This window comes from Deinococcus rhizophilus, assembly GCF_030271215.1.
GTDB lineage: Bacteria > Deinococcota > Deinococci > Deinococcales > Deinococcaceae > Deinococcus > Deinococcus rhizophilus.
In genome coordinates this window covers 1-13,608 of record NZ_JASNGB010000008.1, presented here as the reverse complement: position 1 = coordinate 13,608, position 13,608 = coordinate 1, and the positions used below count along the sequence as shown (strand labels likewise).

General features: G+C 69.4%; 16 protein-coding genes and 1 pseudogene. 14 read left to right on the top strand and 3 right to left on the bottom strand.

Going from position 1 to position 13,608, the window contains the following annotated elements:
• Nucleotides 1–50 precede the first annotated feature (50 nt).
• From QOL99_RS02145 to QOL99_RS02130, 4 genes are all read left to right on the top strand, one after another.
• The gene (locus QOL99_RS02145) at nt 51–1,586 is read left to right on the top strand and encodes a hypothetical protein (protein ID WP_285520973.1); all 1,536 of its coding nucleotides are present in this window, start codon (nt 51–53) and stop codon (nt 1,584–1,586) included.
• Between the two features lie 66 nt (nt 1,587–1,652).
• A complete protein-coding gene (locus QOL99_RS02140) occupies nt 1,653–1,889 on the top strand; it encodes a ribbon-helix-helix protein, CopG family (RefSeq protein WP_285520972.1) in 237 nt (78 codons plus the stop codon).
• On the top strand, nt 1,883–2,227 hold the full coding sequence (locus tag QOL99_RS02135; RefSeq protein WP_285520971.1) for a type II toxin-antitoxin system PemK/MazF family toxin: 345 nt from the start codon (nt 1,883–1,885) through the stop codon (nt 2,225–2,227). The genes QOL99_RS02140 and QOL99_RS02135 overlap by 7 nt, the downstream gene beginning before the upstream one ends.
• Nucleotides 2,228–2,252: 25 nt before the next feature.
• Nucleotides 2,253–2,453 (top strand): YwbE family protein, encoded by a 201-nt coding sequence (locus QOL99_RS02130; protein WP_285520970.1) that lies wholly within the window; start codon nt 2,253–2,255, stop codon nt 2,451–2,453.
• A gap of 58 nt (nt 2,454–2,511) precedes the next feature.
• Here QOL99_RS02130 and QOL99_RS02125 read toward each other — a convergent pair whose 3' ends face one another.
• On the bottom strand, nt 2,512–3,288 hold the full coding sequence (locus QOL99_RS02125; RefSeq protein WP_285520969.1) for an SDR family oxidoreductase: 777 nt from the start codon (nt 3,286–3,288) through the stop codon (nt 2,512–2,514).
• A 242-nt stretch (nt 3,289–3,530) separates the two neighbouring features.
• On the opposite strand from QOL99_RS02125, the gene QOL99_RS02120 reads away from it, so the two are divergent.
• Nucleotides 3,531–4,448, top strand: coding sequence for a manganese catalase family protein (locus tag QOL99_RS02120; RefSeq protein WP_285520968.1), 918 nt, complete (start codon nt 3,531–3,533; stop codon nt 4,446–4,448).
• A gap of 71 nt (nt 4,449–4,519) precedes the next feature.
• On the opposite strand, the gene QOL99_RS02115 is transcribed toward QOL99_RS02120, so the two are convergent.
• Nucleotides 4,520–5,395 carry an SMP-30/gluconolactonase/LRE family protein gene (locus tag QOL99_RS02115; protein WP_285520967.1) on the bottom strand — a complete coding sequence of 292 codons (876 nt, stop codon included), beginning with the start codon at nt 5,393–5,395 and terminating at the stop codon, nt 4,520–4,522.
• A 168-nt stretch (nt 5,396–5,563) separates the two neighbouring features.
• Here QOL99_RS02115 and QOL99_RS02110 point away from each other — a divergent pair, with 168 nt between their 5' ends.
• The 6 genes from QOL99_RS02110 to QOL99_RS02085 all read left to right on the top strand — a co-directional run bounded on the left by QOL99_RS02110 (nt 5,564) and on the right by QOL99_RS02085 (nt 10,164).
• The gene (locus QOL99_RS02110) at nt 5,564–6,397 is read left to right on the top strand and encodes an AfsR/SARP family transcriptional regulator (protein WP_285520966.1); all 834 of its coding nucleotides are present in this window, start codon (nt 5,564–5,566) and stop codon (nt 6,395–6,397) included.
• Between the two features lie 389 nt (nt 6,398–6,786).
• The gene (locus QOL99_RS02105) at nt 6,787–7,227 is read left to right on the top strand and encodes a CBS domain-containing protein (RefSeq protein ID WP_285520965.1); all 441 of its coding nucleotides are present in this window, start codon (nt 6,787–6,789) and stop codon (nt 7,225–7,227) included.
• The gene (locus QOL99_RS02100) at nt 7,224–7,400 is read left to right on the top strand and encodes a hypothetical protein (RefSeq protein WP_285520964.1); all 177 of its coding nucleotides are present in this window, start codon (nt 7,224–7,226) and stop codon (nt 7,398–7,400) included. Before QOL99_RS02105 ends, QOL99_RS02100 begins: the two co-directional genes overlap by 4 nt.
• A gap of 1 nt (nt 7,401) precedes the next feature.
• Nucleotides 7,402–7,983, top strand: a complete 582-nt coding sequence (locus tag QOL99_RS02095; protein ID WP_285520963.1) for a cytochrome c oxidase subunit II — start codon at nt 7,402–7,404, stop codon at nt 7,981–7,983.
• Nucleotides 7,984–8,002: 19 nt separating this feature from the next.
• Nucleotides 8,003–9,745 carry a b(o/a)3-type cytochrome-c oxidase subunit 1 gene (locus QOL99_RS02090; RefSeq protein WP_285520962.1) on the top strand — a complete coding sequence of 581 codons (1,743 nt, stop codon included), beginning with the start codon at nt 8,003–8,005 and terminating at the stop codon, nt 9,743–9,745.
• Nucleotides 9,745–10,164 (top strand): c-type cytochrome, encoded by a 420-nt coding sequence (locus QOL99_RS02085; RefSeq protein ID WP_285520961.1) that lies wholly within the window; start codon nt 9,745–9,747, stop codon nt 10,162–10,164. Before QOL99_RS02090 ends, QOL99_RS02085 begins: the two co-directional genes overlap by 1 nt.
• A gap of 89 nt (nt 10,165–10,253) precedes the next feature.
• On the opposite strand, the gene QOL99_RS02080 is transcribed toward QOL99_RS02085, so the two are convergent.
• The gene (locus QOL99_RS02080) at nt 10,254–10,448 is read right to left on the bottom strand and encodes a hypothetical protein (protein WP_285520960.1); all 195 of its coding nucleotides are present in this window, start codon (nt 10,446–10,448) and stop codon (nt 10,254–10,256) included.
• Nucleotides 10,449–10,521: 73 nt separating this feature from the next.
• On the opposite strand from QOL99_RS02080, the gene mutY reads away from it, so the two are divergent.
• The 3 genes and pseudogenes from mutY to QOL99_RS02065 all read left to right on the top strand — a co-directional run.
• Complete coding sequence (gene mutY / locus QOL99_RS02075; RefSeq protein ID WP_285520959.1) at nt 10,522–11,559, top strand: A/G-specific adenine glycosylase; 1,038 nt, start codon at nt 10,522–10,524, stop codon at nt 11,557–11,559.
• Between the two features lie 57 nt (nt 11,560–11,616).
• A complete protein-coding gene (locus QOL99_RS02070; protein ID WP_285520958.1) occupies nt 11,617–12,447 on the top strand; it encodes an isoprenyl transferase in 831 nt (276 codons plus the stop codon).
• A 228-nt stretch (nt 12,448–12,675) separates the two neighbouring features.
• Nucleotides 12,676–13,608: pseudogene (locus QOL99_RS02065) on the top strand (HRDC domain-containing protein); the annotation flags it as partial.

Sequence of the window (13,608 nt, the reverse complement as noted above, 5' to 3'; positions counted from 1 at the left end):
TGACCTATCTCACAGGGCAGTTTTTCTTACGCCATTGGCCAGGAGGGCTTATGTCCGGCAAGCTCAATCTCTACACCTTCGAGCTGTACGTCCAGACTTACGGCGGTCAACTCGCCCTGGACTATTTCAAGGACCTCAGCGATTTTGCAGAACGCGCTGATCTTTTAGAACCGTTTCTGGGTGTGGGTAACTGGATCGTGGCCCACCTGGAGACTGAGGAAGGCGAGGAGGTGGCGTGGGAAAACGTCACCTTGCACGCAGATGACGTGAAGTACATCGGGGCGGTCAGGGACGCGGCCAGAGGTCTCCCCTGCGGCACAGCCGAGGAAGCCCGGCAACTGCTGCTCTCGCTGGTCAACTCCGGCACCGTACGGCTGTCCGAGGAACCGGGGGACGTTCTGGAACTGGATCATGCCTTTGCTGATCTTCCGCTCCTCAGCCTCGGCCTCTATCTGGCGCACCCCGATGTTTTCGTGCCCTACGGCTTCGTGGGGCGGTACTACCTGCTCAGTCGGATCGCCGAGGAGTTCGGAATCGCCCTGCCACCCGTGCCCCCCAAGCAAAATCGCCTGGAACGGTGGCTGTACTACGGCCAGGTTTGCGCGGCCTTGCAGGAGTTTCGGCAGACTTACGACCTCACGCCGCCGGGACTCCTGGCCTTCCTCTATGACTTTGCGCCCAACTACGTCACCGATGACCTAAATGACGACCTCCCCCATCCCCGGCAAGCCTGGCTCCTGATCGGCGGGGTGGACAACGGTGACCTGGACTGGATGGAGGAACAGGCGGCTGTGGAGCAGGCCAACTGGCAGGGCAATCTGGACATGCGACGGGGCGACGTCTGCATCATGTATGTCCGGAGTCCCGTCAGCGCGACCCATTCGCTGTGGCGTGTGGTTGTGGACGCCTACGAGGACCCCTTTTTTCACTACAAACACACGGTGCAGATTGGTCAGCCTCTGCGCCTGCCTGCCCTGCACTTCCGGGACATCGCCGCTGATTCCGTGCTGGGTCAGAACCGCTACGTCAAGGCCAACTTACAGGGGGCGAGCGGTAAGGCGCTGAGCCGCGCCGAATACCACCGTTTTCTCGACCTGATGGCCGCCCGAGGTCCCTTGCCTGAAGGCGTCCCCAGCTTCCCGGAGGCTGAGGCCATTAACTTGGCCGCCCTCGCCAGCGAGCGCGACGTGGAGGTCAAGCTGGTTGAGCCGCTTCTGCACCGTGCGGGACTGGAAGCGCAGGACTGGTTACGGCAGTTGCCAGTGCGGATGGGGCGTGGAGAGCGGGTCTACCCGGACTACGCTATCGGCCTGACGGGTAAGGCCCCTGAGCAGCGGGTGCGGGCACTGGTGGAGGTGAAATACCGGGTGGGCGGCGAACGGGCCTGGCGCGACGCCTTCCTACAGGCCAAATCCTATGGCCTGCGGCTGGGGGCATCCGTCATCCTGACTGCCGCAGCGGAAGGCGTGCGCGTCTACGAACGCCGCAATGACGACTTCGATTTCGCGCAAGGCACCGAGTTGACCTGGGCGGAGTTGCAGGAAGGTGAGCGGCTGCGCTGGCTAAGTCGCCTGTTAAGTGGCTGATCAGTCACCATCAGCACCTCCTACATACCAGACAGGCCGGGGGTATAACTAAGTTATACTACCCCTGTGAAAACCGCCATCTCCCTCGACGACCAGACCTTCGCCCAGGCCGAGGCGCTCGCGCAGAAGCTCCGTCTCACCCGCAGTGAGCTGTACCGGGCCGCCCTACGTGAGTATCTGGCCCGGCACAGCGGCGAGGACGTGACGGCAGCACTTGACCGCATCTACGGGTCAGGCGGTGGGCAGGATGACGCCGTGAGGCGCGAGACTGCCCGCCGGACCTTCGAGGCCAACGAATGGTGATCTCGCGGGGCGAACTCTGGTGGGCCGACCTCGGGGAACCTGTGGGCAGCCGCCCGGCTCTTATTCGCCCGGTGCTGGTGATACAGGCCGACAGCTTCAACCGCAGCCGCATCGCCACAGTGATCGCTGCCGTCCTGACCAGCAACCTCGCCCTGGCAGACGCGCCGGGAAATGTCCTTCTGGAAGCGCACCGTACCCGGCTTCAGAAGGACAGCGTGGTGAACGTCTCGGCACTGGTGACGCTCAACAAGGCCGAACTCACCGAACGGGTTTCCGAACTCAGCGTCACGGCCATGCAGGAGATAGACGCCGGGCTGCGGTTGGTGCTGGGTCTGTAGTTCCTGCCTCCCCTATCCTCCCCCCATGCCCCCCACCCGTTCCCAGATTCGCCCCGGCCTCACCGTGGACATCGTGCAGAAGCAGGACCAGCCCAGCGGAAAGCTCACGCGCGGGGTGGTCGCAGCCCTGCTGACCAACTCGTCCACCCACCCGCACGGCATCAAGGTGCGGCTGACCTCCGGGCAGGTGGGCCGGGTACAGGCGGTGGTCACGGCCGGGGAATAGGCGGCAAGCAACCGGGAGCCGCAGACCACCGCCCCAGCTCCCGGCCCCGTGCCCCCGATCAGCGCAGCAGCGACGCCCCGCCGTCCACGTAGATCTCGACGCCCGAGACGTGGCGGCTGAGGTCCGACGCGAGGAACAGGCAGGTATCGGCCACGTCCACCGGTTCGCCCTCTCCCTCGTTCAGCGCGGGGCTGCCCTCGGGCAGCTCGACCTCGATGCCCAGCTTCTCGGTGTCCCGGTGTTCGGTGCGCTCCTCGATGTTGGTGTGGATCAGGCCCGGGCACACCGCGTTGCAGCGGATTCCGTCGCGGCCGAGTTCCAGCGCGATCATCCTGGTAAAGGCGACCTGCCCCGCCTTGGAGGTGCTGTACGCGCTCGCGCCGGGGCTGGAGAAGGTGCGGTTGCCGTTCACGCTGCTCGTCACGATGATGCTGCCGCCGCCCGCCCGCTTGAGATGCGGCACTGCGAAGTGAACCGTGAGGTAGGTGCCCCGCAGGTTGATGGCGATGGTCTGGTCCCATTCCTCTGGCTGAAGCTCGTCGATGGGTGCCCACACCCCGTTGATCCCCGCGTTGGCGAACACGATGTCGAGCCGACCGAACTCGCGCACCCCGGTCTCGACCGCCTCCCGTACCGAATCGGCGTCGGACACGTCGCAGTGGACGTAGAGGGCCTGCCCGCCCCCGCCGGTGATCTCGTCCAGAACCTGCTGGCCCTCCCCGTCCTGCACGTCGGCCAGAATCACGCGGGCGCCCTCCTGCGCGAACCGCCGCGCCGTGCCCGCCCCGATGCCGCTCGCCGCGCCCGTGATCAGGGCCACCTTGCCGTCCAACATGCCCATAGTGCACCTCCTGTCGTCGGCGGCACCCTACCCCCATGCCAGGGCCGTGCCGCTGATAGACGGGTTAAGGCGGGTTGCCGCAGCCTGCCGGGTCAGGCCCGCGAAGGGCCGCTCCCCTTGTGGCGGCCTTCATACGGTGGGGTGGGTCACGCCTGCGGCCGGGGCCGCCCGGTCAGATGGGACGGTCCGCCCGCCTTTCCCCGCTCCACGTCCCAGTGCCCCAGGAGGCGTTCTCCATGTTCCTACGTATCGACAAGCTGCAGTTCGATCTCCCGCTGCCCAAGGAAGCCAACCCCAACGGCGCCGCCGCCGTGCAGGAACTGATGGGCGGGCGCTTCGGCGAGATGTCCACCCTGATGAACTACATGACCCAGTCGTTCAACTTCCGGGGCAAGGACACGCTGCGGCCCTACTACGAGCTGATCGCCAACATCGCCGCCGAGGAACTGGGGCACGTCGAGCTGGTCGCCGCGACCATCAACAGCCTGCTCGCCGGGCCGGACGTGAAGGATCAGGAGGCCCCGGTGGACCCCACCACCCACCCCTTCTCCTTTGCCCAGGACGTGCGCTATTCCAAGCACTTCATCGCGGCGGGGCCGGGGGCCATGATCGCCGACTCGCACGGCAAGGCGTGGACGGGCGACTACGTGTACTCCAGCGGAAACCTGATGCTGGACCTGACCCACAATTTCTTTCTGGAGGGCGCGGCGCGGCACAACAAGCTGCGCGTCTACGAGATGGTGGACGACCCCACCGCCAAGGCGCTGGTCGGTTACCTGCTCGTGCGCGGCGGCGTGCACCAGATCGCCTACGCCAAGGCGCTGGAGTCGCTGACAGGCGTGAACATGGAAAAGATGCTGCCCATGCCCAACATCCCCACGGCGCTGATTCCCGAATCCAAGCGGATCATCGACCAGGGCATCCACCGCAAGCTCTACCGCTTCAGCGACACCGACTTCACCCAGCTGGGCACCATCTGGCAGGGCACCCACCCCGAGGACGGCTCGGAGGTCTTCGTGGACGAGTACACCTCCATCGAGGGCGGCAAGAACGTGGACGGCGGCCACGACTCAGGGGCCTTCTCGCCCGAGTGGGACATGGGCGAGATCATGGAGATCGCCAGGAAGCTGCACGACAAGGCCCGGTTGCGCTGAGGCGAGCCGGGAAGCACGAGCACGGAGGGACGGAGCGAGATGCCCCGTCCCTCCCACGTTGAAAGGCCGTGTCAGCCCAGGCCCCGCACCCGCGTCGCCACGTGGTACAGCCCCGTGCTCGCCGTGATGTACAGGTCCGTCCCCTCCGGCCCCCCGAAGCACAGGTTGGCGACCGTCTCGGGCACGGCGATCCGGCCGAGTTCTTCCCCCTGGGGCGACAGCACATGCACGCCGTCCCCGGCGCTGCTCCATACGCGTCCGGCCTCGTCCACCCGCAACCCGTCGGTCTTGCCGGGGCGCACAGTGGCCCAGACGCGGTCATAGGTCGCCTCGCCGTCCGGGGTCACCCGGTAGGCATGGATGTGGCCGTCGTTCTTGCCGGTGTCGGCCAGCAGCAGCAGCCCCGGCGTCAGGAAGGCCAGGCCGTTGGGCATCCGGCGGTCGCGGATGGGCGCGGTGAGCGTGCCGCCGGGCGCGAGGCGGTAGACGAAGTTGCCGGGCTGCTCGCGCTCGCCGCCGTAACCTTCTTCCGGCTTGTCGATCCCGTAGGTGGGGTCGGTGAACCACAGGCTGCCGTCCGGGTGCAGGGCCACGTCGTTGGGGCTGCTCAGCTTGCGGCCCCCGAACTGGTCGGCCAGGACGGACCACTCGCCGCCTTCCTCCTGCCGCAGCAGCGCCCGCCTCCCGTGCGAGCAGGCGACCAACCGGCCCGCCGCGTCCAGGCAATGCCCGTTCTGGTGGTCGCTGGGGTGCAGTTCCTCCTCCAGCTTTCCGGCGTCGGTCCAGCGCCAGGTGCGGTTCTGGCGCACGTCGCTGAAGACCACGGCGGCGCGGCGGGGCAGGTAGGTTGGTCCCTCGGCCCAGGTGAAGCCGCCTGCCAGCCGGGTCAGCCCGGCGCCGGGGGGAAACAGGTCGGGGAACTCCGGTCGGGTCGCGTGAAAGGTCATGGGGCCATGCTGCGCGGGGCAGGCGCGGCGGGCCAAGCCGGGTGTCTTCACATTGGGCGGGGTGATACAGTCGCGGTGTTGCCCCCGGGACCTGTTCGCTCTATGACCCCGAGGGGACACCTGACCTGTTCCCGGAGCGCATCCTGTTCGTGAAGGGAGTCACGAGTGATGACGAGCCCACGTTCTGCCCCCCCCGCCCTGCACCTGCGCACGCTCGGTGACGCGCTGGTCACCGTGAATGGACAGCCGCTGGTCTGGCCCGCCCGCAGCGCCGAGGAACTGCTGTGGTACCTGCACGCCCATCCGGACGGGGCCTACCGCGCCGACCTGCTGGCCGACCTGTGGGGGGTGGACGACACTCCGGCAGCGGCCAACCGCTTCCGGGTGGCGCTGCACCGCCTGCGGACCACCCTGGGCCGCCCCGACGCGGTGGCCGAGGTGCGCGGGCGCTACCTGCTGCATCCCGAACTGGTGGCCGCGAGTGACACGGCGATCTTGCAGGGCGGGATGGAAGCCGCCGCCCAGGCCAGGGACGATGCGGAACGCGAGGAGGCGCTGCGCCGGGCGCTGGCGTGCGTGGACGGCGAGTACCTGCCGCAGATTCGCGCCGACTGGGTCGAGGAAGCGCGGCTGTACTGGCGCTCCCTGCGGGTGCGGGCCTACGTGGCGCTCTCGACGCTGCACTGCCTGCGCCGCGAGTGCCCGCTCGCCGTGCAGGCGCTGGGGCAGGCGGTGGGGTCCGATCCCTATATCGGGGAAGACCATCACCAGCGGCTGATGACCTGCCTGGCCCAGACGCGGGGGAAGTTCGAGGCGGTCGAGCATTACCGCCGCTACCGCCGCTTCCTGCGCGACGAGGTGGGCGACACGCCCATGCCCGACACGGTGCTGCTGGCCGAGCGCCTCAAGGCCGGGGAACTGCTGTGCCGCGAGGCCGAGGAGGCCGAGCAGCAGCGCCGCGCTCCGCTGCTGAGTGCGCTGCGCGGTCCTGACGTGCACTGATCGGTCCTCCGGACAGTCCTGCCTGCTCCGAACGAAGCTCCTGAAGCTGTTCTGGAACATACCGTGCAGGACGCGACAAGCCTCTCTCCCCTTGCCGGAGAAGGGGGGTGGACGGCAATGCCGTCCCAGTGCGGGAATGCCCCACCGAGCCATGAAGCTGTCCGCGCCATTGATGAGAACCCGCACTGAGCCTGCACTGGGCCTGCACTGGGCCTGCACTGGGCCTGCACTGGGCCTGAACTGGGCCTGAACTGGGCCTGAACTGGGCCTGCACCGGGCCTGAACTGACCCCGCCCCCCGCCCACGCCCCCCGCGACCGGGCGCCGCTGCCTGGGCGGTAATGACCCCGTAATGCCTTCCCGGCACCCTCCACGCAAGGAGGTGTTGCCTTGCTTGTTTCGGAACTGATGGCCCATCCCCCCGTCTGCGCCGCGCCGGACCTGAGTGTTCCGGACGCGGCCCACCTTCTTCGCCAGCACGGGATTCGCCGCCTGCCCGTGGTGGACGGCGGGGCGCTGGTCGGCATCGTGACCGACCGCGACCTGCGCGAGACCATGCCCGGCCGGGTGACCACCCTGAGCATGTGGGAGGCAACCACGCAGCTCGCCGGGATTCGCGTCTCCGACGTGATGCGCCGCAGCGTGATCACCACCTCCCCCGGCGCCGACGCCCGCGACGTGGCCCGCACCCTGCTGGAGCGGCGCATCGGCGGGATGCCGGTGGTGGGAGAGCGCGGCGAGGTGGTCGGCATGGTCACGGTGACCGACCTGCTGCGCGACTACGCCGGGAACGCCCCGACCCCCCCCCACTCCCAGGAGCAGCCTGCATGACCAAACCCCCTGTCAGACCCCACCAGCCCCCACGGGCCCAGGACGCGGCCCACGACCCCCATTCCCGCCCCGGCGTGGTTCCCATCGGCACGCTGATGGTGATCGCCGTGCTGATGCTCACCCTGATCTGGTTATGGATGCTGGTCCTGGGCATTCAGCAGGGACGGGGCTGAGATGGCCCCCCCCGATGCGCCCGCGCCCCGGCTGGAGCACCACACCCTGGAGCGCTACGAGAATGTCTGGTTCGGCATCGCCGTCGTGTTGTCGGTGCTGCTCTTTGTCTCGGCCATCGCCAGTTTCCTCAGCGGCACCTACACCGTGATCGAGGGCACGGGCGGCGGCGGCCACCACATCACCGGGGTGGACAACGGCCGCCTCGATCCGCGCAACCTCGCCGCCACGCCCTTCGCCGAGCCGGGCCTGCGCGAGAACGCCGACGGCACGCTGGAAGCCTTTGTGGTCGCCCGGGCGTTCGCGTTCCAGCCTGCCGCCATGCGGGTTCCCGCCGGGCGCCCGGTGACCATCCACATCACCTCGGCCGACGTGATGCACGGCTATCAGGTCGAGGGCACCAACATCAACGCGACGGCGATTCCCGGGCAGGTGGCGAGCTTTACCACGACCTTCCGGCGCCCCGGCACCCTCAGCCTGATCTGCAACGAGTACTGCGGCACCGGCCACCACAACATGATCAACACCGTCGTGGTGGAGGCCCCGGAGACGCAGGCCGGACCCCAGGACGGAACCCAGCCTTGACCCCCAATGGAGTAACCCTGTGACGATCTCTCCACGCCCGGCCACGCCACTCATTTACCCCATCCGCGAGGTCCCGGCCGTCAGCGACGCGGCCTACCTCGCTTCCCTGAAAAAGGTCACCCAGTACTACATCGTGACCGCCTTTCTGGCCCTCTTTATCGGGGTGCTGATCGGCCCGCTGCAGGCGCTGAACTACGGCGGCGTCAACGTCTACGACATTCCCATCGTCAAGGCGCTGCTGGGGTCGTACTACCAGGGCCTCTCGCTGCACGGGGTGCTGAACGCGCTGGTGTTCACGCAGTTCTTCATCTCGGGCTGGATGCTCTACCTCCCGGTGCGCGACCTCGGGATGCGCATCAACATGCGCTTTGCGTGGTTCACCTACGCCCTGATGACCCTGGGCCTGCTGATGGCCGCCGTGCCTCTGCTCACGGGCGGCGCCACGCTGCTGTACACCTTCTACCCGCCCATGCAGGGCGACGCCCTGTTCTATATCGGCGCGGCGATCATGGTGGGCTCCAGCCTGCTGGTCGTCGGGCAGGTTGTGAATACGTGGCTGCGCTGGAAGCGCGAGAACCCCGGCCGGGTCACGCCGCTGGTCGCCTTTATGAGTGTGGCAACCTGGATGATGTGGGCGGTCGCCTCGCTGGGCATCGTCGTGGAAGTCGTGGCCCTGCTGATTCCCTGGTCGCTGGGGCTGGTGGGCGGCGTGGACCCGCTGATTTCCAAGACGCTGTTCTGGTGGACCGGGCACGCCATCGTGTACTTCTGGGTGCTGCCCGCCTACATCTCGTGGTACGCCTTCTTGCCCCGGCACGCGGGCGGGCGCACCGTGTCCGAGCCGCTGACCCGGCTGGTGTTCGTGGTCTTCTTGCTCAACAGCGTGCCGGTCGGGATTCACCACCAGTACGCCGACCCCAACATCTCCAACCTCTGGAAGAACATCCACATGTTCCTGACCTTCCTGATCGCGGTGCCCAGCCTGCTGACCGCCTTCAGCGTGGGGGCCTCGCTGGAAGACGCCGCCCGCGCCCGTGGCGGCCGGGGCCTGTTCGGCTGGACCCTCAAGCTGCCCTGGGGCAACGCGATTTTCAGCGCCCAGGTCCTGGCGATGATCTCCTTTATCGCGGGCGGCGCGGGCGGCATCGTGAACGCCAGCTCGACCTTCTCGGGCGTGGTGCACAACACCGCCTGGATTCCGGGGCACTTTCACATCACGGTGGGCACGGCGACCACGCTGACCTTTATGGGCATCGCCCTGTGGCTGATTCCGCACCTGACCGGCAAACGGCTGCCCTCCATGCGCCTGGCCTCGTGGTCGGTGTGGACCTGGTTTATCGGCATGATGGTCTTTGCGCTGGGGATGCACTGGCAGGGGCTGTACGGGGTGCCCCGGCGCTCGCAGGTCAGCGCGGCGGGCGTGGAGGCTTTCAATAACCTGCCCATCGCCCTGCCCACCCTGCTGACCGCGATCAGCGGCGTGATCCTGCTGGTCAGCGCCATCCTATATTTCTACGTGCTGTTCCGGATGCTGCTCTCGGGGCGGGTGGACAACGGCGAGACGGCCACGCCCATCCCCTACTCGGAGGCGATCAGCCCGGCCGGGGAGAACCTGGCGACGGCGGGCAAGCTGGTCCGGGCCACCGAACCGCTGATGGCGCTGTGGCTGGTCGCGCTGGTGCTGGTGCTGCTGATGTACGGCCCGGTGCTGGCGCGGATGTTCGCCAACATGCAACTCGTTCCCGGATGGAGGCTCTACTGATGTCGGGCGACGGATTCAGCCGCCGGGAAATCACCTCGGCCGTGGTGTTCACGGTTCTGGCCGTTGCCATCGGCTTCGGGTCCTACCGCGCCGGGGTGGGCATGGCGCACGAGACGGGTGGGGGCGCCATCGTCACGGCGGCGGCGGGCGACACCACCGTCAACGGGCAGGCCCTCTACGCCAGCAGTTGCGGGGGCTGCCACGGGGCGCAGGCCCAGGGCGGGGTCGGTCCCGGTCTGGCCCAGAGCGCCGCGTGGTCGGGACCCGACTTCGCCGCCTCCGTGCTGCACGGCGAGGCCCCCGGAGGCCGCGTTCTGGCCCCGGTCATGCCCCGCTTCGCCGAGACGGGCCTGAACGGGGAGGAGGCCACCCCGGAGCGCATCGCGGCGATTCATACCTACGTGAAGAGTTTGCAGTAGGGAGTCGCCAGCGGCCAGTCGCCAGAAAAAAACACAGAAGAAGCGGACGTTCCTGCGGGGGCGTCCGCTTCTCTGTTCACTGGAAATGCCTAGTGTGGGGTGGCGTAGATGTACCACGCCGCCAGCATTAGCCAGAGCAGGGCCACCGCGAGCGTCAGACCACCCAGCGCCAGCAGCACGGCCGCGAGGGGCCGCCACGCCTCGTCCCGCCGCGCCTCACGCCGGGCCAGCCCACCCAGCCCCAGCAAGAGCAGGGCGAGGAGAGGAAGCGTCAGCGGGGTCACCTGGTCCCAGGATAGGACGGCAACAGGCACCCCCGCTGCGGTCTTGCCGTGAACCCGCCGCTATCCTCCCCCGGTGACGCCCGCCTCCGCCGACTTCCCCGCCCTGCGCCGAGCGCTCCTGACGTGGTTCGACGCACGGGGCCGCGACCTGCCGTGGCGGGCCGGGCCGGAGGGCAGGCGCGATCCCTACCGGGTGTGGGTGTCGGAGGTGCTGCTTCAGCAGACGCAGGTGGTGCGGGGCCGGGTGTATTTCGAGCGGTTTCTGACTGCCTTTCCCACGGTAGAAGCCCTGGCCGCCGCGCCCGTGGAGGCGGTGCTGAAAGCCTGGGAGGGCTGCGGGTACTACGCCCGGGCCCGCAACCTGCACCGGGCGGCGGGGACGGTGGCGCGGGAGGGCTGGCCGCAGGACTACGCGGGCTGGCGGGCGCTGCCGGGGGTGGGGCCGTACACGGCGGCGGCGATCAGCAGCCTCGCGCACGGGGAGGCGCGGGCGGTGAACGACGGCAACGTGCGGCGGGTCCTCGCGCGGCTGTGGGGCGAGCGGCAGCCCACAGAGCCCTGGGTACAGGCCCGCGCCGACGGGTTACTGGACCCTGCCCGCCCCGGCGCCTGGAACGAGGCGGTGATGGACCTCGGCGCGACCGTCTGCATCCCGAAGGCGCCGAAGTGCCCCGAATGTCCGGTCGCGGCGTGGTGCGTGGCGCGGGCCTCGGGCGATCCGGCGGGTTTCCCGGCTCCCAAGGTGCGGGCGGCGGTGCGCGAGGTGCGGGCGGTGGCGCTGCTGATCGGGGACCCGGAACGGGCCGTGCTGGAGCGGCGCGGGGGCTCACTGCTGGGCGGTTTGATGGGCCTGCCCACCGAGGAGGTGCGGGCAGGCGAGGCAGAGGCTGATGCCCTCGCCCGGTTGAGCGCCCGCCTGGGGGCCGTGGTCATGGGCGAGCTGGGCGAGGTCACCCACACCATGACCCACCGCCGGGTGCGGCTGACCGTGTACGCGGCGGCGGGCGGCCCGGCCCCGGTCCCGGTGGCAGCCGAGGCCCTCTCGCGGCTGGACCACAAGGCGCTGAGGCTGCATCGGCGGCGGGCGGAGTCGCTGTTTGCCCTGGGTTGACCTCCCCCTTTGGAGGGACCCCGCCCCCGCAGCCCAGACGCTAGACTGACGCCCGACATGAGCCGCCCTGCCCTCCACACCGCGCTGCGCACCGCCCAGAAGGTCCGGGACGCGGGGCGGGGGGCGCTGCTGTGGGGCTACGAGCAGCGGCTCGCGCGCGAGGTCCGGGCACACGGCAAGCTGCCCCGGCACCTGGGGCTGATTCTGGACGGCAACCGCCGCTACGCCCGCGCCGCCGGGATGCAGCGCGAACTGGGGCATTCCTTCGGGGCGGACAAGGCGCACGAGGTCTTGCAGTGGTGCCTGGAACTGGGCATTCCGGCGGCGACCATCTGGGTGCTGTCCACCGACAACACCAGCCGCGACCCCGGCGAACTCGCGCACATCCTGGGCCTGCTGGAGCGCGAGGCGCGGAACCTCGCCACCGACCCGCGCATCCACGCCAACCGGGTGCGGGTGCGGGCCATCGGGCAGCACAGCGCGTTCCCGCCCCATGTGCTCGACGCCCTGCGCGAGCTGGAGGAAAAGACCGCCGGGTACGACGGCATGAGCCTGAACATCGCCGTGGGCTACGGGGGCCGCGAGGAGATCGTGGACGCGATCAAGTGCCACCTCTCGCGCCGGGCCGCCGAGGGTGCCGGGTTGCAGGACGTGATCGCGGAACTGGAACCCGACCACATCAGCGCCCACCTGTACACGGCGGGCACGCCCGACCCCGACTTCATCATCCGCACCAGCGGCGAGATTCGCCTCAGCGGGTTCATGCTGTGGCAGAGCGTGTATTCGGAGTTCTACTTCTGCGACGTGTACTGGCCGGGCTTCCGCCGGGTGGACTTCCTGCGGGCGCTGCGCGATTTTCAGGGGCGGGACCGGCGCTTCGGGCGCTAGAGCATTTGCCATAAGAAGGCGGTGGGTTTCCGCATGCGTTGGCCGAGCAGAGCGAGCGAATGGGACAGGAACATTGGGCAGAAGGGAGGCACCTGGGGCGCCGTTCCCCGGGGGCCGTCAGTCTGTCCAATGCGCTAGAGCTGCCCACCTGTCCCCGCGCGGCCCCGGCCTTGGCCTCCCCTCCATCCGGGGGCCGCGCACGCGGCGCGGTGCGGCACAATGGGCAGCATGACTGCTGACTTCCCCTCTTCCCCCGCTCGCCCCGACGCCCGGCTGGTGGCCCTGCACGCCGAGCGCGGCGATCCCCACGCGCGGCTGGCCGGAGCACTGGCCGATCTGGAAGGTGCCGGGTGGGGCCTGACCCTGGCGGGCGAGGCAGCACTGGCCCGGCAACTCGGGGCGCTGCTGGGACCCGGCACCGTGCGGGTGGACGAGCGCCTGGGCGTCAGCCGGGCGGCGCTGGCGAACTTCGGACTGGCGGCCGCGACCCTGGACGCCGACTGGACCGGGGCGCGGGCCGTGTGGCTGGCCGAACCCGACGAGCGGCTGCTGCGCCGCGCCGAGGGGGTAGGCGTGCCGGTGATCGTGGACGCGACCCTGGCCCCCGGCGGCGGCTGGTTCGCCCAGGGCGCGGCCCACGTGGTCTACCGGAATGCCGCGACCCTGACCGGCTTCGGGGACACCGACCTCGCGCTGCTGTTCGGACAGGGCGAAGCGCCCACCCCGGCCGCGCCCGCCCCCTCGGATACGGCCGTCGCCCTCGCGCTGCGGGACGTGGCGACCCTGCCGCTGCGGCTGGCGCGGGTGGCCCGCACGGTGGTGTCCCTGGCCGAGCGGCTGGGAGGCGGCGCCCTGCCCTTCGGCCCCACCGCGCTGCTGCTGCCCCCCGACAGCGCCCCCGACACCCCCTGGACCCCCGGCGGCGTGCTGGCCGCGACCCGCAGTGTGGACGGCGGCGTGGTGCTCACGCCGGGCCTGCAGGACACCGAGACCGTCCTCGCGCTGCTGCGCGGCGAGGTCCCCGCCCCGGCCCCCGCCGCACGCGAGGAGGACAGGGGCAGGGCCGAGGACCGCCGCCCCGAGCGCGAGAACGAGTCCCGCTTTCGCCGGGACCGCGACCGTTCTCGCCGTGACCGGGGGGAGCGGCCCGGCCAGCCGACC

Bases quoted from the DNA above. Each gene is read 5' to 3' on its own strand.
- QOL99_RS02125 (WP_285520969.1), bottom strand. From the start codon at position 3,288: ATGTTGGACGGCAAGGTGGCCCTGATCACGGGCGCGGCGAGCGGCATC.
- QOL99_RS02145 (WP_285520973.1), top strand. From the start codon at position 51: ATGTCCGGCAAGCTCAATCTCTACACCTTCGAGCTGTACGTCCAGACT.
- QOL99_RS02100 (WP_285520964.1), top strand. From the start codon at position 7,224: ATGACCAAACCCCCTGTCAGACCCCACCAGCCCCCACGGGCCCAGGAC.
- QOL99_RS02110 (WP_285520966.1), top strand. From the start codon at position 5,564: ATGACGAGCCCACGTTCTGCCCCCCCCGCCCTGCACCTGCGCACGCTC.
- QOL99_RS02120 (WP_285520968.1), top strand. From the start codon at position 3,531: ATGTTCCTACGTATCGACAAGCTGCAGTTCGATCTCCCGCTGCCCAAG.
- QOL99_RS02070 (WP_285520958.1), top strand. From the start codon at position 11,617: ATGAGCCGCCCTGCCCTCCACACCGCGCTGCGCACCGCCCAGAAGGTC.
- QOL99_RS02115 (WP_285520967.1), bottom strand. From the start codon at position 5,395: ATGACCTTTCACGCGACCCGACCGGAGTTCCCCGACCTGTTTCCCCCC.
- QOL99_RS02095 (WP_285520963.1), top strand. From the start codon at position 7,402: ATGGCCCCCCCCGATGCGCCCGCGCCCCGGCTGGAGCACCACACCCTG.
- QOL99_RS02130 (WP_285520970.1), top strand. From the start codon at position 2,253: ATGCCCCCCACCCGTTCCCAGATTCGCCCCGGCCTCACCGTGGACATC.
- QOL99_RS02085 (WP_285520961.1), top strand. From the start codon at position 9,745: ATGTCGGGCGACGGATTCAGCCGCCGGGAAATCACCTCGGCCGTGGTG.
- QOL99_RS02135 (WP_285520971.1), top strand. From the start codon at position 1,883: ATGGTGATCTCGCGGGGCGAACTCTGGTGGGCCGACCTCGGGGAACCT.